The sequence below is a fragment of the Klebsiella sp. 4_1_44FAA genome, from assembly GCF_000238715.1.
GTDB lineage: Bacteria > Pseudomonadota > Gammaproteobacteria > Enterobacterales > Enterobacteriaceae > Klebsiella > Klebsiella pneumoniae.
This window is the reverse complement of record NZ_JH414798.1, coordinates 992,318-1,012,160: the sequence shown is the minus strand read 5'-3', so window position 1 is coordinate 1,012,160 and position 19,843 is coordinate 992,318. Positions and strand designations below refer to the sequence as shown.

16 protein-coding genes, 4 pseudogenes and 1 riboswitch are annotated in these 19,843 nt (G+C 61.9%); of the genes and pseudogenes, 14 read left to right on the top strand and 6 right to left on the bottom strand.

The genetic code is table 11. The features are described 5' to 3' along the window. Window positions 1-18: 18 nt before the first annotated feature. Window positions 19-1,126: pseudogene (locus HMPREF1024_RS0125745) on the bottom strand (DUF4056 domain-containing protein). A gap of 159 nt (window positions 1,127-1,285) precedes the next feature. After that, window positions 1,286-1,372: pseudogene (locus HMPREF1024_RS31105) on the bottom strand (hypothetical protein); the annotation flags it as partial. Further along, a riboswitch (TPP riboswitch) is annotated at window positions 1,373-1,474 on the top strand. A gap of 68 nt (window positions 1,475-1,542) precedes the next feature. Here HMPREF1024_RS31105 and tenA point away from each other — a divergent pair. From tenA to HMPREF1024_RS20820, 7 genes and pseudogenes are all read left to right on the top strand, one after another. Further along, the gene (gene tenA / locus HMPREF1024_RS20790; RefSeq protein WP_004143671.1) at window positions 1,543-2,238 is read left to right on the top strand and encodes a thiaminase II; all 696 of its coding nucleotides are present in this window, start codon (window positions 1,543-1,545) and stop codon (window positions 2,236-2,238) included. Continuing rightward, complete coding sequence (locus HMPREF1024_RS20795; protein WP_004180001.1) at window positions 2,235-2,963, top strand: ABC transporter ATP-binding protein; 729 nt, start codon at window positions 2,235-2,237, stop codon at window positions 2,961-2,963. Before tenA ends, HMPREF1024_RS20795 begins: the two co-directional genes overlap by 4 nt. Further along, window positions 2,960-3,700 (top strand): ABC transporter permease, encoded by a 741-nt coding sequence (locus tag HMPREF1024_RS20800; protein ID WP_004143673.1) that lies wholly within the window; start codon window positions 2,960-2,962, stop codon window positions 3,698-3,700. Before HMPREF1024_RS20795 ends, HMPREF1024_RS20800 begins: the two co-directional genes overlap by 4 nt. 24 nt (window positions 3,701-3,724) lie before the next feature. Further along, window positions 3,725-4,660 carry an ABC transporter substrate-binding protein gene (locus tag HMPREF1024_RS20805; protein WP_004176075.1) on the top strand — a complete coding sequence of 312 codons (936 nt, stop codon included), beginning with the start codon at window positions 3,725-3,727 and terminating at the stop codon, window positions 4,658-4,660. A 306-nt stretch (window positions 4,661-4,966) separates the two neighbouring features. Continuing rightward, the gene (locus tag HMPREF1024_RS20810; RefSeq protein ID WP_002905540.1) at window positions 4,967-6,352 is read left to right on the top strand and encodes a diaminobutyrate--2-oxoglutarate transaminase; all 1,386 of its coding nucleotides are present in this window, start codon (window positions 4,967-4,969) and stop codon (window positions 6,350-6,352) included. A gap of 9 nt (window positions 6,353-6,361) precedes the next feature. Further along, complete coding sequence (locus HMPREF1024_RS20815; protein WP_004217942.1) at window positions 6,362-7,843, top strand: aspartate aminotransferase family protein; 1,482 nt, start codon at window positions 6,362-6,364, stop codon at window positions 7,841-7,843. 193 nt (window positions 7,844-8,036) lie between these two features. Further along, window positions 8,037-8,929: pseudogene (locus tag HMPREF1024_RS20820) on the top strand (LysR substrate-binding domain-containing protein). Window positions 8,930-9,207: 278 nt separating this feature from the next. On the opposite strand, the pseudogene HMPREF1024_RS20825 reads toward HMPREF1024_RS20820, so the two are convergent. The 4 genes and pseudogenes from HMPREF1024_RS20825 to HMPREF1024_RS20840 all read right to left on the bottom strand — a co-directional run bounded on the left by HMPREF1024_RS20825 (window position 9,208) and on the right by HMPREF1024_RS20840 (window position 13,661). Continuing rightward, a pseudogene (locus tag HMPREF1024_RS20825) lies at window positions 9,208-10,399 on the bottom strand (cytochrome c biogenesis protein/redoxin). A 102-nt stretch (window positions 10,400-10,501) separates the two neighbouring features. Next, entirely contained in the window at window positions 10,502-11,845 is a 1,344-nt protein-coding gene (locus tag HMPREF1024_RS20830) for an ATP-binding protein (protein ID WP_004180013.1), read from the bottom strand. Beyond that, window positions 11,842-12,582 (bottom strand): response regulator, encoded by a 741-nt coding sequence (locus HMPREF1024_RS20835; protein WP_004180014.1) that lies wholly within the window; start codon window positions 12,580-12,582, stop codon window positions 11,842-11,844. Before HMPREF1024_RS20835 ends, HMPREF1024_RS20830 begins: the two co-directional genes overlap by 4 nt. Before the next feature lie 86 nt (window positions 12,583-12,668). Beyond that, entirely contained in the window at window positions 12,669-13,661 is a 993-nt protein-coding gene (locus HMPREF1024_RS20840) for an alpha/beta fold hydrolase (protein WP_009307813.1), read from the bottom strand. 243 nt (window positions 13,662-13,904) lie between these two features. Between HMPREF1024_RS20840 and HMPREF1024_RS20845 the strand changes: the two genes are divergently transcribed. The 7 genes from HMPREF1024_RS20845 to pqqF all read left to right on the top strand — a co-directional run. Further along, on the top strand, window positions 13,905-14,924 hold the full coding sequence (locus HMPREF1024_RS20845) for a dipeptidase (RefSeq protein ID WP_009307812.1): 1,020 nt from the start codon (window positions 13,905-13,907) through the stop codon (window positions 14,922-14,924). 136 nt (window positions 14,925-15,060) lie between these two features. Next, window positions 15,061-15,132, top strand: a complete 72-nt coding sequence (gene pqqA / locus HMPREF1024_RS0125735; RefSeq protein ID WP_002905689.1) for a pyrroloquinoline quinone precursor peptide PqqA — start codon at window positions 15,061-15,063, stop codon at window positions 15,130-15,132. 54 nt (window positions 15,133-15,186) lie between these two features. Beyond that, complete coding sequence (pqqB, locus tag HMPREF1024_RS20850) at window positions 15,187-16,113, top strand: pyrroloquinoline quinone biosynthesis protein PqqB (protein WP_004148467.1); 927 nt, start codon at window positions 15,187-15,189, stop codon at window positions 16,111-16,113. After that, complete coding sequence (pqqC, locus tag HMPREF1024_RS20855) at window positions 16,107-16,862, top strand: pyrroloquinoline-quinone synthase PqqC (RefSeq protein ID WP_004143685.1); 756 nt, start codon at window positions 16,107-16,109, stop codon at window positions 16,860-16,862. Before pqqB ends, pqqC begins: the two co-directional genes overlap by 7 nt. Before the next feature lie 2 nt (window positions 16,863-16,864). After that, window positions 16,865-17,143 (top strand): pyrroloquinoline quinone biosynthesis peptide chaperone PqqD, encoded by a 279-nt coding sequence (pqqD, locus tag HMPREF1024_RS20860; protein ID WP_004143686.1) that lies wholly within the window; start codon window positions 16,865-16,867, stop codon window positions 17,141-17,143. Beyond that, window positions 17,130-18,272 carry a pyrroloquinoline quinone biosynthesis protein PqqE gene (gene pqqE / locus HMPREF1024_RS20865; protein ID WP_004184158.1) on the top strand — a complete coding sequence of 381 codons (1,143 nt, stop codon included), beginning with the start codon at window positions 17,130-17,132 and terminating at the stop codon, window positions 18,270-18,272. Before pqqD ends, pqqE begins: the two co-directional genes overlap by 14 nt. Further along, window positions 18,272-19,843: pyrroloquinoline quinone biosynthesis protein PqqF (pqqF, locus tag HMPREF1024_RS20870; protein ID WP_009307811.1), on the top strand; the 1,572-nt coding region annotated here is incomplete at its 3' end. The genes pqqE and pqqF, both read left to right, overlap by 1 nt.

Here is a 19,843-nt window from a genome sequence, read left to right as displayed (position 1 = left end):
CGTCCTGAGCCTTTACGGCTATTTTTCTGTCCGCGCCAGCTGGGTTTTATCCGCCTCATGGGCGCGGTCCGCCAGCCCCTGGAACGCTCCGGCGCCATAGTATTGCGCGGGAACCGGCAATGCCTGCATATCGTGCCCTGGATAGATCTGCAGTTCGCCGAGGTCGCGTAAGCGGAATCCCCCGACCTGCTCCGGCATGGTCAGGCGATACGGCGGCATGGTTTCGAATGGGACCGGCGTCGGCAGCCGGTTTTCCTGTAGATCGTAGTTACGCTTCAGTACCAGAAACTTATCCGGCACCCGCCGGTGACTATTCCACCAGTCGCCGTCGATCTGCTGAAACATCGCTTCCGTCTCTCCGCGCGTCGCCACCAGCAGCCGGGTCAGCACTTGTTTCAGCGCCGCATCCATGGCCTGGTTATAATCCTCCAGCGAACCGCCGTGGCCGCTGAGGATGACATTAATCGCCAGCCTCGCGCCCAGTAAATTGGAGTAGAGATCCTCGGGCGAAAAAAGCGGAAATCTCTTCGGAAAACCCGGGGACCGACTGGAAGCCATACCACTGGGCGATCTCATGCCACTGGGCGATTTCGAAGGCCAGATGCCCGGCGAGCCAGGCCGCCAGCTGATAGCGCTGCCTGACGCCCGCCGGCGGCGTAAAGGCATTCAGCTGCACGCGGCGCACGCCCAGTTCTTCACTGTAGAAGATCCGCCCCGCCTGGCCCAGCGTCGGCGCAATACGATTGAACAGATAAAAGGTGTTGTCCGCCGTATCGCGCACATGGGCGATATCAATAAACCCGCCGCGGCGGGTATAGATAAGCCCGTTCTGCTCCTCGCTGAGCCCCAGCAGATTTTTCACCGCACCGAACGCGCTGTCGTTGTAATGGTGCTTACCCAGCGTACCCAGAGTCAACACATTACCGATCTGGTACATCGGGATCGGAATGCCCGCCGCGCGCACGTGCAGGTCGTAACCAAAAGCGCAGCACGGTCGCAGCGACTCCGGCGGCGGCAGCTCACCGAGGGTGGGCGCCGTATGGATCGCCGTCACGGCGGGTAGCACCGGATCCTGCGCCAGCGCCGGCAGCGCCAGCGCGAATAATAGCCAGAAGGCTTTACGCATCAACAGCCTCTCCACAGCAATAAAAGTGCGCGCATCTTACCGGCAGATAGCGCCTGCGGTTTTAGTTAAAAACGGTATTCAGCGCCGACAACGAAACTATTGCGCGCGTAAAAGCCGCTCTTCCGTTCGTCGCGGCCCGGTGGTTAGTAGTTTTTGCGCGGAAAAGCGCTGGCTATCCCCCATTACCATCATCCTGCGGCAAGGTGGCGCGGTGATTGTATTCAAAAGGTGAATGTCGTATAACATAGCGCTACCGAGGGGTGTCCCGTGAGGGCTGAGATGGCGCAAGCCGAACCCTTTGAACCTGATCTGGGTCATGCCAGCGAAGGGACGGGTCGGCAATTTTGCCAGCATTACCGCCATTGCCTGTTCACACCCCTGCACGCCCGGATCTCCCCTGAATAAATGGAGGTCCTGTGATCGTTCCCGCTTTTAGCCAAGGTCTTTACGGCCGTTTACGCCAGCTGGCCGCCGCTGACTGGCAGCGCTATGTGGCGCATCCTTTCGTCCAGCAACTTGCCGATGGGACGCTGGCGGAAAACGCCTTTCGTCGCTATCTGACCCAGGATTATCTGTTTCTGATTCACTTTGCCCGCAGCTACGCGCTGCTGGTGAGTAAACTGCGCACGCTGCCGGAGATGCGGGCCGCGGCCGCCTCGATGAATGCCATCCTCAACGAACTGCCGCTGCACGTCGGCTACTGTGCCCAGTGGGGGATTAGCGAACCGGAGATGGCCGCCCAACCTGAAGCCCCCGAAACCCTCAACTATACCCGCTATGTGCTGGATATTGGCCACTCGGGTGACGCGCTGGATCTGCTGGTCGCCCTGATGCCCTGCGTCGCGGGCTACGCCGAAATCGGTCTCGGCCTGCTGCAACATCCCGCCACCCGACTGGACGATAACCCCTACGCCTCATGGATCCGCAACTATGGCGATGAAGGCTATCTGCAGGGCGTCAGCGCCGCGCTGGCGCTGTTGGAAACGGTGTGGCAGCAGCGCGGGAGCGAGGCGCGAATCACTGAGCTGAGCGAGATTTTCACCACCGCCACCCGCCTTGAGGCGCAGTTCTGGCAGATGGGCCTCAACGCCGCGGCGGAGACCCGGGCGTGACGGCGCCGGGTATTGAGGTCCGTGGCCTGAGCCTGCATGTCGGCGACCGTCGGCTGTTCGACAACCTGTCGTTTACGGTCCCCGGCGGGCAGTGGGTGTCGCTGCTCGGCGCCAGCGGCGCCGGCAAAACCAGCCTGCTGCGGGTGATGGCCGGTCTGGCGCCCGCCACCCGCGGAGAAGTGGTCGCCAGCGATGGGCAACCGATTCAGGGCCGTCTGGCGTGGATGGGGCAGAAAGATCTGCTCTACCCCTGGCTGAGCGTTAGGGACAACGTCGCCCTCGGCGCGCGGCTGCGCGGTGAAAAAGTCGATCGTGCCCGGGTCGCCGCCCTGCTTGAACAGGTTGAGCTTTCATCCTGCGCCGACGCCCGCCCGGCGACTCTCTCCGGCGGCATGCGTCAGCGCGCCGCGCTGGCGCGCACGCTGTATGAGGATCGCCCCATCGTGCTGATGGATGAGCCTTTCTCGGCGCTGGATACCCTCACCCGTACGCGCATTCAGACCCTGGCGGCCACCCTGCTGGCCGGTCGCACGGTGGTGCTTATCACCCACGATCCGCAGGAGGCCTGCCGGTTGAGCCACCGCCTGCTGGTCCTCTCGGCGGCCGACGGCGACATTGATGATAGCCATCACCTCGCCGGCACACCTCCGCGCGCGCCGGACGCGCCCGATCTCCTGATCGGCCAGGCCGCCCTGCTGCAGCAGCTGATGAGGGCCCAACCATGACTGGACGTCTCTGGCGCGGCGGCATGGTATTCGGCGGGCTGATGCTCCTCTGGGGTCTGGCCAGCCGCAGCGGCATTCCCCATTTTCTTTTACCGTCCCCGATGGCGGTCGCCGAGGCGCTATGGGTTAATCGCGCCTATCTCGGCTGGCATACGCTTATCACGCTCAGTGAGATCCTGAGCGGCCTTGCGCTGGGCGTGACGCTCGGCGTCACCCTGGCGCTGGGCATGATCCTCTCCCCCCGTCTGCAGCGCTGGCTGATGCCGCTGGTGCTCACCAGTCAGGCGATCCCGGTCTTTGCCCTCGCCCCGCTGCTGGTGCTGTGGCTGGGCTTTGGCATGAGCGCCAAAGTGGCGATGGCGGTGCTGGTGATTTTCTTTCCGGTAACTTCCGCCTTCTTTGATGGCTTGCGGCGGGTCAACCAGGAGTATCTCGATCTGGCGCGCAGCATGAATGCCTCCTTCGGCGCTCAACTGCGACATGTCCGCCTGATGGCCGCCCTGCCGGCGCTGGGCTCTGGCCTGCGCATGGCGGCGGCGGTGGCGCCCATTGGCGCGATCATCGGCGAATGGGTCGGCTCCGCCGAGGGGCTGGGCTACGTCATGCTCAACGCCAATGCGCGACTGCAAACCGATATCTGCTTCGCCGCGCTGTTTATTTTAGTACTACTGACCCTCCTGCTGTGGCTGGCGGTAGATACCCTGCTACACCGGCTGATCGACTGGTCGCCGGAATAAGAATGACGTAATAAAGGAAAACAGATGAAAAAGTCGCTATTCGCCGGGGCAACCTTGACCGCCCTGTTCAGCGGCCACGCGCTGGCCAATGAACCGCTGACGCTGGTGCTGGACTGGTACATTAATCCCGACCATGCGCCAATTATGGTGGCCGAGCAGATCGGCGCCTTTAAGGCCCAGGGGCTGGACGTCAGGATTATCCCCCCTTCCGATCCCGCGCTGCCTCCGCGCATGGTGGCCGCCCGTCAAGCGGATCTGGCCATCACCTACCAGCCGCAGGTGCACTTCTTTGCTGACGAAGGGTTACCGCTGGTGCGTGTAGGGACTCTGATTAATTCGCCGCTGAATACGGTTATCGCCCTGGATAAGCAGATCAAAACCCCGGCAGATCTGCAAGGCAAGAAGGTGGGCTACTCGGTCAGCGGCATTGAGCAGGCCACCCTGGCGACCATGGCGCAACATGCAGGGATCGATCCGGCCAGCATCAAACTGGTGAACGTCAATTTCCAGCTGACCAGCGCCCTGCTGGCCGGCCAGGTGGACGCGGTTATCGGCGGCTATCGTAATATAGAAGCGCAGGAGCTGAAGCTGCAGGGCAAAACGCCGGTAGTGATGAACGTCGAAGATTACGGCGTGCCGGCCTATGACGAGCTGGTGATTGTCGCCCATCGCGACGCAATTCATGAGGCGAAGATCCGTAAATTCCTCACCGCCCTGCAGGCGGGAGTGGGCTATCTGCGCGCCCATCCGCAGAAGAGCTGGGAGGCGTTCGCCGCCGCCCATCCGGAGCTTAGGACCGAACTCAACCACCAGGCGTGGTTGCAAACCGTGCCCCTGTTCGCCACCGATCCGGCAGCGCTGGATAAAGCGCGCTACGAGACTTACGAACAGTTTTTATATAACAATAAGTTGGTGAAAAAAGTTACACCTTTAACAAATTATGCGGTGCAACTGCATTGAGTCTTGCTATCGCTGACGGAAGGCATTCCGTCAGCGCTTTAACGTAGCGGCAATAAAAATATAGAGACTTTCTCACTAATAATTACACTTTAAAGGGTTATAGTGACAGAGCGTTGTTCTATTATAATTCAGCACGTTACGTTAATTTTGCCCCTGGTAAGAATAACGTCAAAATAGCGCAATCAATAAAACGTTGAATGCGGATTTAAAAAGCCATATATTGTGCGCGCTTTATGAATGCCAATTCAATTTCTTACACCAATTATTCAACCAGCGTTCAACCGCAATGCTGGTTGTGGGAGTGATATGATGACGGATAAAGTCCGTATTGATACTTTACGTGCCGATTTATTAGACGCAAACAACGAAACCTTTTTGGCCCGTCAGGCCGAATTCGAATCGAATGTCAGGAGTTACCCGCGTAAGCTGCCGCTGGCTATCACTAAAGCCGAAGGCGTGTGGCTGACGGATGCGGATAACAAACAGTACCTGGACTGCCTCGCGGGCGCCGGTACTCTCGCTCTGGGCCACAACCACCCTGATGTATTGCAGAGCATCCAAAGTGTCATTACCAGCGGCTTGCCGTTACATACTCTCGATCTTACCACCCCGTTAAAAGATCGCTTCTCCGAATACCTGCTCTCTTGCCTGCCGGGCGAAGGGAAAGAATATTGCCTGCAGTTCACCGGCCCGTCCGGCGCTGACGCCGTGGAAGCCGCGCTGAAGCTGGCGAAAAAATACACCGGTCGTACCGCGGTGATCAGCTTCTCCGGCGGCTATCACGGGATGACCCACGGCGCGCTGTCCGTCACCGGCAACCTGTCGCCGAAAGCGGCGGTTAACGGCATGATGCCGGAAGTCCAGTTCATGCCTTACCCGCACCTGTATCGTTGCCCGCTGGGCATCGGCGGCGAAGCCGGCGTGAAAGCCCTGACCTACTACTTCGAAAACCTGATCAACGATGTGGAGAGCGGCGTCCGTAAACCGGCGGCGGTGATCCTTGAAGCCGTTCAGGGCGAAGGCGGTGTGAACCCGGCGCCGGTCGAGTGGCTGCAGCGCATCCGCAAAGTGACCGAAGAGCACGGCATTCTGCTGATCGTCGATGAAGTGCAGGCTGGCTTTGCCCGTACCGGTAAATTCTTCGCCTTCGAGCACGCCGGTATTCAGCCGGACATCATCGTGATGTCGAAAGCGGTTGGCGGCGGGCTGCCGCTGGCGGTGCTGGGCATTAAAAAGCAGTTCGACGCCTGGGAACCGGGTCACCACACCGGCACCTTCCGCGGCAACCAGCTGGCGATGGCCACCGGCCTGACCACCCTGCGTCATCTGCGCGACAACAAGATCGCCGACAAAGTCGCCGCCCAGGGCGAGTGGCTGAAAGGTAAACTGGCCGAGCTGCAGAAACGCTACCCGGTGATTGGCCACGTTCGCGGTCTCGGTCTGATGATCGGTATCGAAATCGTCAAGCCGAACGAAGCGCAGGATCACATGGGCTGCTACCCGGCTGACGGCGAACTCTCTGCCCTGCTGCAGAAGAAATGCTTCGAAGCGGGCCTGATCCTCGAGCGTGGCGGTCGTCACGGCTGCGTGCTGCGCCTGCTGCCGTCCCTGCTGATCAGCGACGCGGAGCTGGACGTGTTCCTCGACAAATTTGAACAGGCCCTGCTGGCCGCCGGCGTAAAACCGGTCTGAGTGGAGTAAGTGACCGCCATGTCCACATTGAATCCGATTCTTGCTGGTTCAGCGCAGAGCGTTGAAGCCTATCAGCAGGTTATCGAGCAGACCAGCCAGGCCGTTGTGCAGTGGCTGAAGCAACCTGAGATGTATCAGGGGAAAAGCGTTGACGAGCTGCGTGAGCGTATCTCCCTTGAATTTAACGAACAGGGTTTGGGTAACCAGGCGGCGATTGATCGTGCGATCGAGTACTTCCTGAAAGACAGCCTGTCGGTGCATCACCCGCAGTGCGTGGCGCACCTGCACTGCCCGAGCCTGGTGATTAGCCAGGCGGCGGAAGTGCTGATTAACGCCACCAACCAGAGCATGGACTCCTGGGATCAGAGCCCGTCGGCAACCATTATCGAGATGAAGCTGATCGAATGGCTGCGCGCCCGGGTCGGTTTTCCGGCGGGCGACGCCGGCGTCTTCACCAGCGGCGGCACCCAGAGCAACCTGATGGGCCTGATGCTGGCGCGCGACGCCTTCTTCGCCCGTCAGGGCCACTCCATCCAGCAGGATGGGCTGCCGGGGGATATCCGCAAGTACAAAGTCTTGTGCTCGGAAAACGCCCACTTCTCGGTGCAGAAGAACATGGCGCTGATGGGCCTCGGCTACCGCTCGGTAACGCTGGTGAAAACCGACGAATTCGCGCGGATGGACGTGTCCGACCTGCAGGCGAAGATTGCGCAAGCGCAGGCTAACGGCGAGCAGATCATGGCGATCGTCGCCACCGCCGGCACCACCGACGCGGGCGCTATCGACCCGCTGCGCGACATCGCCGGTATCGCTGCGGAACATCAGATCTGGCTGCACGTTGACGCAGCCTGGGGCGGCGCCCTGCTGCTGTCTGAGCAGTATCGCGACTACCTTGACGGTCTGGAGCTGGTGGATTCCGTTACCCTGGACTTCCATAAGCAGTTCTTCCAGACCATCAGCTGCGGCGCATTCCTGCTGAAGGACGCGCGCCATTACGAGCTGATGCGTTATCAGGCGGCCTATCTGAACTCCGAGTTCGATGAAGAACACGGCGTACCGAACCTGGTGTCTAAGTCGCTGCAGACCACCCGTCGCTTCGATGCGCTGAAGCTGTGGATGGGTCTGGAAGCGCTGGGCCAGAAACAGTATGCGGCGATCATCGATCACGGCGTCACGATGGCGAAAAACGTGGCGGAGTACGTGAAGTCGCAGCCGACGCTGGAGCTGGTGATGCAGCCGCAACTGGCGAGCGTGCTGTTCCGTTCCCGTCCGGCGCAGATGGCCGGGAGCGACGCGGCGGCTATCGCGCTGCTCAACCAGCGCGTCGGCGACGCCCTGCTGGCCTCCGGCCGCGCTAACGTCGGCGTAACCGAGCACAACGGCGTTACCTGCCTGAAGCTGACCCTGCTGAACCCGGTGGTGACGCTGGATGACGTGAAGGTTCTGCTGAACCTGGTGGAGCGCACCGCTCAGGAACTGCTGGCGCAATAACCTGCCTTAGCGAGGCGGCGCCTGCCGCCCCGCTGCCAGCCTTGCCTGCAATAAGCCGATAATGTCCTTATCGGCTTTTTTTATTTCTTTCCGCACCGCTAATGCTCTCTTCGCAGGGCCCGTTGACCCCTGCCTCTCGCGATGCCACAGTACTATCTCGAAAATAACAACGTTCAGGATAAACGTCCTGAAAATGGGGATGATGATGGAGAAACGCTTACCAGGGCTGGATCTCGACGCCCTGCGCAGCTTTGTGACCGGCATGGAGTGCGGCAGTTTCGCCCAGGCAGCGCTGCGCCTGTCGCGTTCCACCTCCGCGGTCAGCTCCCAGCTTAAAAAGCTGGAGAGTCAGTGCGGTGCGGCGCTGGTGACCAAACAGGGGCGCCATCTGGTGCTCACCGCGGAAGGCGAAAAGCTGATGAGCTACGCCAGACGCCTGCTGGCGCTCAATGATGAAACCCTGCGCGCGCTGCAGGGTGAGCGGCTCACCGGCGAGATCCACCTTGGTATGCAGGAAGATTTTGGCGAATCGCTGATGCCGGAGATCCTCGGGCAATTTAAACGGCATCATCCGCAGGTGCGGATAGTCGCCAGGGTGGATCGCAATGGTCCGCTGCGCCAGGCGCTGGCGGAAGAGGCGCTGGATCTGGCGCTGCTGTGGCAAACCGAAGATCAGGGTCCCGGGCTGGGCCTCTGCCCGCTGGCGTGGATTGCGCATCCTGACCTGGATATTCGCGCTCTGCTGGTCTCCGGCGAGCCGCTGCCGCTGGTGATGTTCGACAGCCCGTGCCTGATGCGCTCCCGCGCCATTGCCTGTCTCGATGCCGCGGGGATCCCCTGGCAGGTGGTGTTCGTCAGCCACAGCCTGAGCGGCATCTGGGCGGCGGTGCAGGCCGGGCTGGGCCTGACGATACGCACCCGCATCGGCATGCCAGGCAACCTGCGCCCTGCAGGAGGACTGCTGCCAGCGCCAGGAAGTCTGGCCGTCAGCCTGCGAAAACCCCGCGTGAGGAATCGCATTCCGCCGCCGTGGCGCTGCTCGGCGAACTGATGACCGAGGCCCTGCAGGGATGGCTCGACAGGTGACACTGTCACGCCATTTCCATTCATCCTCACCCTAACCCTCTCCCTGAAGGGAGAGGGAACCGTTCGGCAGCATCTGTTACCCCACTCCACATTCTGTCTCCCGGGCAAACGCAGCCCAGCCCAGCCCAGCGCCGTTCCCGCTTCAATGCCCGGTGGCGGCTGCGCCTTACCGGGCCTACACGCGGCTCCGTAACGATGTAGGCCGGGCAAGCGCAGCGCCGCCCGGCAATGGGTATAAGGGCTGGAGGGATCCGTCCGCCAGACGCCTGCGCCGCGGGTCAGGCTTTGCTCTCCTGCAGCAGCTGCTGGATCACCTGCTCCTGGCGAGCATAATCCCCTTCGCCGAAGGCGGTATAGCGCAGCTGTCCGCGAGCGTCGAAAATGTAATGCGCCGGCCAGTACTGATTGCCGAAGGCGTTCCAGATGGCGTACTCATTATCCGCCACCACCGGGTAGGTTATCCGCCAGTCCTTCACCGCCTGGCGCAGCAGGGGCAACGAACGCTCCCAGGGATATTCCGGGGTATGAACGCCAATCACTACCAGGCCCGCCGCGCGGTATTTGTTCGCCCAGTCGCGCACGTAAGGCAGGGTATGCTGACAGTTGATACACTCCCGGGTCCAGAAATCCACCAGCACCACTTTGCCCTTCAGACGCTCCGGAGTTAACGCCGGGCTGTTGATCCATGCGCTTCCCCCCGCCAGAGAGGGCATCGCGCTGCTGGGCTGCGGCGCGGCGATCGGCTGGAGGCTGGTCTTTTGCTCCGGCTGCGGCAGACGGGCGGCCAGCCGCTGCTCCAGCGCCTGGCTCAGTCCACCAGCGCTCTGCAGATAGCGATCGCCGCCGCTGGCGATCAGCGCCACCGAGGCCAACATTGCCCCCCCTGCCAACCGGCGCAGCCGTTCGCCGAACGCCTGTCCGCGACGCAATCTGGTGATCAACGCCGCCCCGCACCACCCCAGCAGGAATAACATCAGCGCCCCGCCGCTGCCGTAGGCCAGCAGCAAGCCGCCGGTAGTCGCCTGCCCCGGATGCACAAAGCCCAGGCTAAGTATCGCTCCCAATACCGGCCCGGCGCACGGCGCCCACAGCAGGCCCACCGCCAGCCCGGCCAGTAGAGAACCGATCCAGCCGCGCTGGCGTGAACTGGCATCGTTAAGCTGATTCCCCAACGCTACCAGGGGTGAGGTCAGCCGTTGCGCGACGCGTTGCGAAAGCAGACTCAACCCGACCAGGGCGAAGAACGCCAGCGCCAGACCGCGGCCTGCGAGGGTCAGATTCACCACCCAGCCGCTGGCGACCGTCACCAGCCAGGAGACAGCGCCGAACATCAGCGCCATTCCTGCCAGCATGATCGCCAGCTGCCCCCGGCGGCCCCGGACACTGGCGAACAGCAGCGGGATCACCGGCAGCGTACAGGGGCTCAGCAGAGTTAACATCCCGCCCAAAAAATGCAATTAATATCGACATCGCCTTCTCCTCATTATGCCGTCGCTGCTGAGAGTGGCAGCCACGACATTACAGCAAGGCCATGTAAGGCGAATGTGTCGGGAAAGGGGGAGAATTGTCGGCTTAGTTATCCGTTTTCCCCGAAGATACATCAGGATACAATCCCGCCGCGGCAAGGCGAACGCTGGCGTCCAGGCCGCCCTGCGGGCGGTTGGCCAGGCGCAGCGCGCCGTCCATCTGGCTGACCAGCTGCGCGGCGATCGCCAGCCCCAGGCCGGTGCCGCCGGTATCGCGATTGCGCGAGTCCTCCAGGCGATAAAACGGCTGCAGCACCTCCTGCAGCGAGGCCTCGGGGATCCCCGGCCCCTCATCCAGCACATGAAGGGTGATATCCCCCACGGCGTCACGGGTCAGGGTTACCGTGGCCGTCGTACCGAATTTCAAGGCGTTATCGATAAGATTGGTCATCACCCGGCGCAGAGCCTGCGGCGGGATCCACACCACCCCGGCGGTCTCTTCGGGACAAAACTGGACCGGCCGGCCGACATCGGCATAATCGCAGACGATGGTGTCGAGAAACGCATCGAGATTCAGCCGCTGTCGCGCCTCCTCCAGCGGCTGCGAGGTGCGGGCGAAGGCGATGCCCTCCCGCACCAGACGGGTCATATTGTCGAGATCCTGCAGTAGCTTATCGCGCAGTTCCGGCTGGTCGGCCATCTCCACCCGCAGCTTCATTCGGGTTATCGGGGTTTGCAGATCGTGGGAGATGGCGGCAAGGATCCGCGCTCGCTCCTGCAGATGATCGTGGATGCGCGCCTGCATCGCGTTAAACGCGCGGGCGGCGCGACGCACCTCCTCCGGCCCCTGCTCGGCCATAGTTCCCGCCGTGTCGCTGGCCGGCTCCAGGGCATTTACCGCGTGGGTAAAGCGGGAGATGGGCAGCAATACCTGGCGAACCGCGTACCAGGCGCAGGCCAGCAGGAGGACAAACTGAGCGATCAGCACCACCGGCAGCCAGCGGGCGATGGCCGGTAGTTTCGGCCACAGGTCGAGGGTCAACGGCGCGCCGTCGTGAAGGGTAATATGGGCCTGAATATGCTGCCGCGGGCCGGGGATCGCCACAATACTTACCGGATACTGCGCGCTCAGCGCCTCCTGCAGGGAGCGCGCTGCGTCCCGGGCGCGCCAGCTGTCCGGGTAATCGCCGCGCTCCCCGGCGTCCAGCAGATAGCGATAATTGCCGCGCGCCAGCTTCGGCAGCCATTGTGGGCGCTCAGCGGCCGGCAGGCGGTCAAGGATCGCCACGCTGGTGGCGACATCGGAAGCCAGATTGCCCAGCATCACGCTGCGAGCGCTGCTCATACGCTCATAAAACAGCAGCGACAGGGTTAAGGTATTCGCCAGCAGCAGCGCCAGAAACAGCAGCGCCATCAGCCTCGACTGCAGCGAGGCGGGCCAGAACCTCATTCATGCCTCTCGCGAATGGAGACCGGTACCGACAGCACATAGCCTTCGCTGCGCACCGTTTTAATGTAGGCCGGCTCGCGAGCATCCTCCCGTAGCCGCTGGCGCAGTCGGCTCACCAGCAGGTCAATTGACCGCTCAAACAGTTCCGCGTCGCGTCCCTGGGTCAGATTGAGCAGCTGATCGCGGTTCAGCACCCGCTGGGGATGGTCGAGAAACACCCGCAGCAGCCGATACTCCGCCCCGCTGAGGGCGACGATGGCGCCGCTGTCGTCCAGCAGATGACGGGCGGCAGTGTCGAGCAGCCAGTCGCCAAAGGCGATCAGCCTGCCCGCCTCGGTGATCTGCAGGTTCGGCGGCAGCGCCCGGGTGCGGCGTAAAATGGCTTTGATGCGCGCCAGCAGTTCGCGAGCCACAAAGGGCTTAATCAGATAATCGTCAGCCCCCATTTCCAGGCCGAGGATCCGGTCGCTGTCATCGGTGCGGGCGGTGAGCATCAGCACCGGGATATCCTGCTGCGGGTTAGCGCGCAGCTGGCGACAGAGCGTTAAGCCATCCTCTCCCGGCATCATAATATCCAGCACAATCAGGTCAATTTGATGGTTTTTGAGTACCGACCACATGGCTTTGCCGTTCGCCGCGCCGCTGGCGCGATATCCCGATTTTTCCAGATAGTCGACAATCAGTTCCCGGATGTCGCGGTCGTCGTCGACGACCAGGATGTGGTCAATACGCTCCAAAGGCTGCTCCTGGGGCAAAATAAACTCTTCACAAGCATAAGCCGTGTTGCCGGAAGCGCAACGTCGCGCCGCCGGCAAGGCGCGGGTTACAAACGATCGGCGTCCACCACCGCCTGCACAAACGCCGTCGGATCCTCCTGCGGCGGGTTATGGCCCACCGCTCCCGGCAGATCCCGGTGCTCATATTTACCAGTAAATTTGGCACGGTAGCTGGCGGGAGCCGGATGCGGCGCGCCGTTATTCGCCCCTTCCAGGGTGATGGTGGGCACGGTTATCGGCGGTAGCGCCACCAGCCGTTGTTCATAGCCGGCATACTTCGCTTCCCCTTTCTCCAGCCCCAGGCGCCAGCGGTAGTTGCTGATGGTGATCGCCACATGGTCCGGGTTATCCAGCGCCCGGGCGGTTTTGGCAAAGGTCGCGTCGCTGAATTGCCACTGCGGCGACGCCTGATGCCAGATAAATTTCGCAAAGTCGTGGGTGTTTTGCCGGTAACCGGCCTCCCCACGCGGGGTGGCAAAATAGAATTGATACCACCACGACAGCTCAGCCTGCGGCGGCAGCGGTTTTTCGCCAATCTGCTGACTGCTGATCAGATACCCGCTCACCGAGACCAGGGATTTCACCCGCTGCGGCCACAGCGCGGCGACGATATCCGCCGTGCGCGCGCCCCAGTCAAAACCGGCCAGATCCGCCTGCCTGATGTTAAGGGCGTCCATCAGATGGACAATATCGGCCGCCATCGCCGACGGCTGACCGTTACGCGGCGTGCTGGCGGAGAGGAAACGGGTCGTGCCGTAGCCACGCAGATACGGCACGATCACCCGGTAACCCTTCTGCGCTAGAGCCGGCGCCACCTGGGCATAGCTCTGAATATCGTAGGGCCAGCCGTGCAGCAGGATCACCGGCTGGCCGTCGCGCGGGCCGATATCCACGTAGCCAATATTCAGGTCGCCGGCGCGGATCTGCTGGATCTTGTCGAACGCCCCCGCGTCTTCAGCGGCGCAAACGGCGGCGGACCACAGGGTGGATAACCCCAGCGCCACGGCGCTGGTATAGCGGATCAGGGATAATCTGTTCATCGTTTTCTCACCTTTTATCGTCATCAAGAGAGTACGTGACCAGTAAAACGGAAATTTGTATCCGCCATGTGCCCGACCGGGGCCATTTTTATCTCTTAATGTCAGCGCTGCGCCGCGAGATACAGTGTGATACAAAGTCGAGGTTGGCAATTGTTGCGGGCATGTGAATTTATGCTTGCCCCGGGAGATAAATCCGTTACCGTGGCAGGCATTTTTCACCACTTAAGAACGCAGGAACCCGCTATGGCGATTTTTGATGGTCACAATGACCTGCTGCTGAATCTCTGGCTTCACCATCGCGAGGATCCGGTGAGCGCCTTCTTTGCCGGAATTGAGAACGGCCATCTCGACTATCCGCGCATGCTGCAAGGCGGATTTGCCGGCGGGCTATTCGCGCTATTCGTGCCACCGCAGGAATATATTGCCCGTATGACGCCGCAATACGCCAGCCAACGATGGGATCCGATCGATATCCTCTGGCAGCAACTGGCCATCCTGAAGCAACTTATCGCCCACTCCGCTGGACGCTTGAGATTGTGTCTGAGCGCGGCGGATATCGAACGCTGCCGCGAGGATAAGGTACTGGCGATGGTGGCGCATATTGAGGGTGCCGGAGGTTTTGATGGCGAGGGCCGCGACCTGCAGGCCTTTTATGCCGCCGGGGTCCGCAGCATTGGTCCGTTCTGGAATATTGCGAACCGCTTCGGCAGCGGCGTTAACGGTTCGTTTCCCGGTAGCCCGGACACTGGGCCTGGACTGACAGCGGCAGGTATCGATCTGATTAAGCAGGTCAATGCCTTGAAGATGCAGATGGACGTGTCTCATATGAATGAAAAAGCGTTCTGGGATACCGCCCATCACGCAACGTCACCGCTGGTGGCCACCCACTCCAATGCCCATGCCCTGTGCCCGCAGCCGCGCAATCTGACCGACCAGCAACTGCGGGCGATCCGCGACAGCGGCGGCGTGGTGGGCGTCAATTTCGGCAATGCTTTCCTGCGCGCCGACGGCCGGCGCGATAGCGACACGCCCTTAACCACCATTGTCCGGCATATCGACTATCTTATTAACATAATGGGTGAGGATCATGTGGCCCTTGGCTCGGATTTTGACGGCATCACCCTGCCGGACGAGCTGGGCGATGTGGCCGGCTTACCGCGGCTTATCAATACGTTGCGCGCTAGCGGCTATGATCAATTGGTGCTGGATAAGCTGCTGTGGCGTAACTGGCTACGGGTATTAAAAAATGTTTGGCAACAATAGGTTATATTGTAAACATAAAGTTAATTCCTTACAGATTCCGGGTTGATCTCTCTCCCGGTGAAGCGCAATATGCGGCAGCCGTCACAGATCCACCATTATCCGTGAGGCCTGTAGTCATTTTTAAGAGGAACAAAACATGTGGAAGAAACCTGCTTTTATCGATTTACGTCTCGGTCTGGAAGTGACGCTGTACATTTCTAACCGTTAATCGCCCCGCCCGCCGTTCGCGCGGGCACCTTCATTCATTACCCGGTCCGTCTTCATGTTCATTAAAGTCCTCGGTTCCGCCGCCGGCGGCGGTTTCCCGCAATGGAACTGCAACTGCGCCAACTGTCAGGGTCTGCGCGATGGCACCATTCAGGCTGCCCCCCGCACCCAGTCGTCAATTATCGTCAGCGACAACGGTAAAGAGTGGGTGCTGTGCAACGCCTCGCCGGATATCAGCCAGCAGATTGCCCATACCCCCGAGTTAAATAAAGCCGGCGTACTGCGCGGAACGCATATCGGCGGCATTATTCTCACCGACAGCCAGATCGACCACACCACCGGGTTGCTGAGCCTGCGGGAAGGCTGCCCACATCAGGTCTGGTGCACCCCGGAGGTTCATGAGGATCTCTCCACCGGCTTCCCGGTGTTTACCATGCTGCGGCACTGGAACGGCGGCCTGGTGCATCATCCCATCGCTCCGCAGCAGCCTTTTACCGTTGACGCCTGTCCTGATTTGCAGTTTACCGCGGTGCCTATCGCCAGCAACGCGCCGCCCTATTCGCCGTATCGCGACCGGCCGCTGCCGGGTCATAACGTGGCGCTGTTTATCGAAAACCGCCGCAACGGGCAGACGCTGTTCTATGCCCCGGGGCTGGGTGAGCCGGATGAAACCCTTCTGCCGTGGCTGCAAAAAGCGGACTGTCTGCTGATCGATGGCACCGTCTGGCAGGATGACGAGCTGCAGGCCGCCGGCGTCGGGCGCAATACCGGGCGCGATATGGGCCACCTGGCGCTCGGCGATGAGCACGGGATGATGGCCCTGCTGGCCTCCCTGCCGGCAAAACGCAAAATTCTCATTCATATTAATAACACCAACCCGATCCTTAACGAGCAGTCTCCCCAGCGCCAGGCGCTAACGCAACAGGGGATCGAAGTGAGCTGGGACGGGATGGCAATCACCCTTCAGGATACCGCATGTTGATCACTGACACGCTGTCGCCGCAGGCCTTTGAAGAGGCTCTGCGGGCTAAAGGCGCCTTCTACCATATTCACCACCCTTACCACATCGCCATGCATAACGGCGACGCGACCCGCGAGCAAATTCAGGGTTGGGTGGCGAACCGGTTTTATTACCAGACCACTATTCCGCTGAAAGACGCGGCAATTATGGCCAACTGCCCGGATGCGCAGACCCGGCGCAAATGGGTGCAGCGGATCCTCGACCACGACGGCAGCCACGGCGAGGACGGCGGGATTGAAGCCTGGCTGCGGCTGGGGGAAGCGGTCGGTTTGAGCCGCGACGATCTGCTCAGCGAGCGTCACGTGCTGCCCGGCGTGCGCTTCGCAGTGGATGCCTATCTTAATTTCGCTCGTCGCGCCTGCTGGCAGGAGGCGGCCTGCAGCTCCCTGACCGAGCTGTTCGCCCCGCAGATCCATCAGTCGCGTCTCGACAGCTGGCCGCAGCATTATCCATGGATCAAAGAGGAAGGCTACTTTTACTTCCGCAGTCGTCTGAGCCAGGCCAATCGCGACGTTGAGCATGGCCTGGCGCTGGCGAAGGCCTACTGCGACAGCGCTGAAAAACAGAACCGGATGCTGGAGATCCTGCAGTTTAAGCTCGACATTCTGTGGTCGATGCTCGATGCCATGACCATGGCCTATGCCCTGCAGCGCCCGCCCTATCACACGGTCACCGACAAGGCGGCCTGGCACACGACCCGACTGGTGTAATCATGCAAAAAACGTCCATCGTTGCCTTTCGTCGCGGCTACCGACTGCAGTGGGAAGCCGCCCAGGAGAGCCATGTGATCCTCTATCCGGAGGGTATGGCCAAACTCAATGAGACCGCCGCGGCGATCCTCGAGCTGGTCGATGGCCGGCGCGACGTCGCGGCGATTATCGCCATGCTTAATGAACGTTTCCCGGAAGCCGGCGGCGTCGATGACGACGTCATCGAGTTCCTGCAGATCGCCTGTCAACAGAAGTGGATCACCTGCCGTGAGCCAGAGTAAACCCACCGTCAATCCGCCGCTGTGGCTGCTGGCGGAGCTGACCTACCGCTGCCCGCTGCAGTGTCCCTACTGTTCCAATCCGCTGGACTTCGCCCGGCAGGATAAGGAGCTGACCACCGAACAATGGATCGAGGTCTTTCGCCAGGCGCGGGCGATGGGCAGCGTTCAGCTGGGCTTTTCCGGCGGCGAGCCGCTGACCCGTAAAGATCTGCCGGAGCTGATCCGCGCCGCGCGCGACCTCGGGTTCTATACCAACCTGATCACCTCCGGGATAGGGCTGACGGAGAGCAAACTGGACGCCTTCAGCGAGGCCGGGCTGGACCATATCCAGATTAGCTTCCAGGCCAGCGATGAAGTGCTCAACGCCGCGCTGGCCGGCAACAAAAAAGCCTTCCAGCAGAAGCTGGCCATGGCCAAAGCCGTGAAAGCGCGCGACTACCCGATGGTGCTCAACTTCGTTCTCCACCGGCACAACATCGACCAGCTCGATAAAATTATCGAGCTGTGCATTGAGCTGGAAGCCGATGACGTTGAGCTGGCCACCTGCCAGTTCTACGGGTGGGCGTTTCTTAATCGCGAAGGGCTGCTGCCGACCCGGGAACAGATCGCCCGCGCCGAGCAGGTGGTCGCTGACTACCGGCAGAAAATGGCCGCCAGCGGCAACCTCACCAACCTGCTGTTCGTCACCCCGGACTATTACGAAGAGCGGCCGAAAGGCTGCATGGGCGGCTGGGGATCGATTTTCCTCAGCGTCACCCCGGAAGGCACCGCCCTGCCTTGCCACAGCGCGCGCCAGCTGCCGGTGGCGTTTCCGTCGGTGCTGGAGCAGAGTCTGGAATCGATCTGGTATGACTCATTCGGCTTCAATCGCTACCGCGGGTATGACTGGATGCCGGAGCCGTGCCGCTCCTGTGATGAAAAAGAGAAGGACTTCGGCGGCTGCCGCTGCCAGGCCTTTATGCTGACCGGCAGCGCCGATAACGCCGACCCGGTGTGCAGCAAATCCCCGCATCATCACAAAATCCTCGAGGCCCGGCGCGAAGCGGCCTGCAGCGACATAAAAGTCAGCCAGCTGCAGTTCCGCAACCGTACCCGCTCGCAGCTGATCTACCAAACCCGGGACCTGTAATGACGCTAGCGACCCGCACCGTCACTTTGCCGGGCGGCCTGCAGGCCACCCTGGTCCATCAGCCGCAGGCGGATCGCGCGGCTGCCCTGGCGCGGGTCGCCGCCGGCAGCCACCACGAACCGTCGCGCTTCCCTGGGCTGGCGCACCTGCTGGAACACCTGCTGTTTTACGGCGGAGAGCGCTACCAGGATGATGACCGACTGATGGGCTGGGTGCAGCGCCAGGGCGGAAGCGTGAATGCCACCACCCTGGCTCGCCATAGCGCGTTCTTTTTCGAGGTTGCCGCCGATGCTCTGGCTGATGGTGTCGCGCGTCTACAGGAGATGCTGCAGGCCCCGCTGCTGCTCAGGGAAGATATTCAGCGCGAAGTGGCGGTGATTGACGCCGAGTACCGCCTGATCCAGCAGCATGAGCCATCGCGCCGGGAAGCCGCGGTGCGCCACGCCGCCAGCGCGCCCGCGGCGTTTCGCCGCTTTCAGGTAGGCAGCGCCGACGCGCTGGCGGGCGATCTCGCTGCGCTGCAGGCCGACTTAGGCGATTTTCACCGCACCCATTACGTCGCCCGGCGAATGCAGCTCTGGCTGCAGGGGCCGCAGTCGCTGGAGGCGCTCGGCGAGCTGGCGGCCCGTTTCGCCACCGGGCTTGCCGCAGGCGAGGCGCCGCCGCCGGCGCCGCCGCTGCGCCTGGGCGAGTTCACTGCACTGCAGCTGGCGGTCTCCAGCCAGCCCGCGCTGTGGCGCTGCCCGCTGATCGCTTTAAGTGACAACGTCACGTTACTGCGCGAGTTTTTGCTGGATGAAGCCCCCGGCAGCCTGATGGCCGGTCTGCGCCAGCGCCGGCTGGCCGGGGATGTGGCGCTGAACTGGCTGTATCAGGATCGGCACCTCGGCTGGCTGGCGCTGGTCTTCGCCAGCGACCGGCCGGAAGAGGTCGACCGGCAGATAACCCACTGGCTGCAGGCGCTACAGCAAACGACGCCTGAGCAGCAGCTACACTACTATCAGCTATCCCGCCGCCGCTTTCAGGCGCTGTCGCCTCTCGATCAGCTGCGCCAGCGGGCATTCGGCTTTGCCCCCGGCGCGCCGCCCGCCGGGTTCGCCGATTTTTGCTCCGCCCTGCAGGCCGCCCCGTCGGTCAGCCTGGCCTGTCAAACCGTTTCCCCAGGGGAGCCTGTTGCCACCCAGGGCTTTAGCCTGCCGCTTAGCCGCTGGCGCCGCCGCCCTGAGTCTGACCCGGCGCTGGCGTTCGCTTTTTATCCGCAGGCCGCTGGCGATCTCGTTGCCAAATGCCCGGAGAAAGCCGCGCCGCTGCTCCATCTCCCGTTACCGGAAGAGCCGCCGAGGCTCCTGCTGCGACCGCCCTTCTACTGCTCGCCCGATCAGGCCGAGGGGCTGGCGCGTGGGGAACAGCTGCGCCCACTGCTTGCCGCCCTGCGCCATGCCGGGGGACACGGCGAGTGGCATCTGTTCGACGGCAGCTGGCAGTTGACCCTCCAGCTGCCGGAGCCCGGCCGACGGCCGGAGGCGATCCTGCAGGCCATTCTGCGGCAGCTCGCGCTCCCGGTCGCCTCG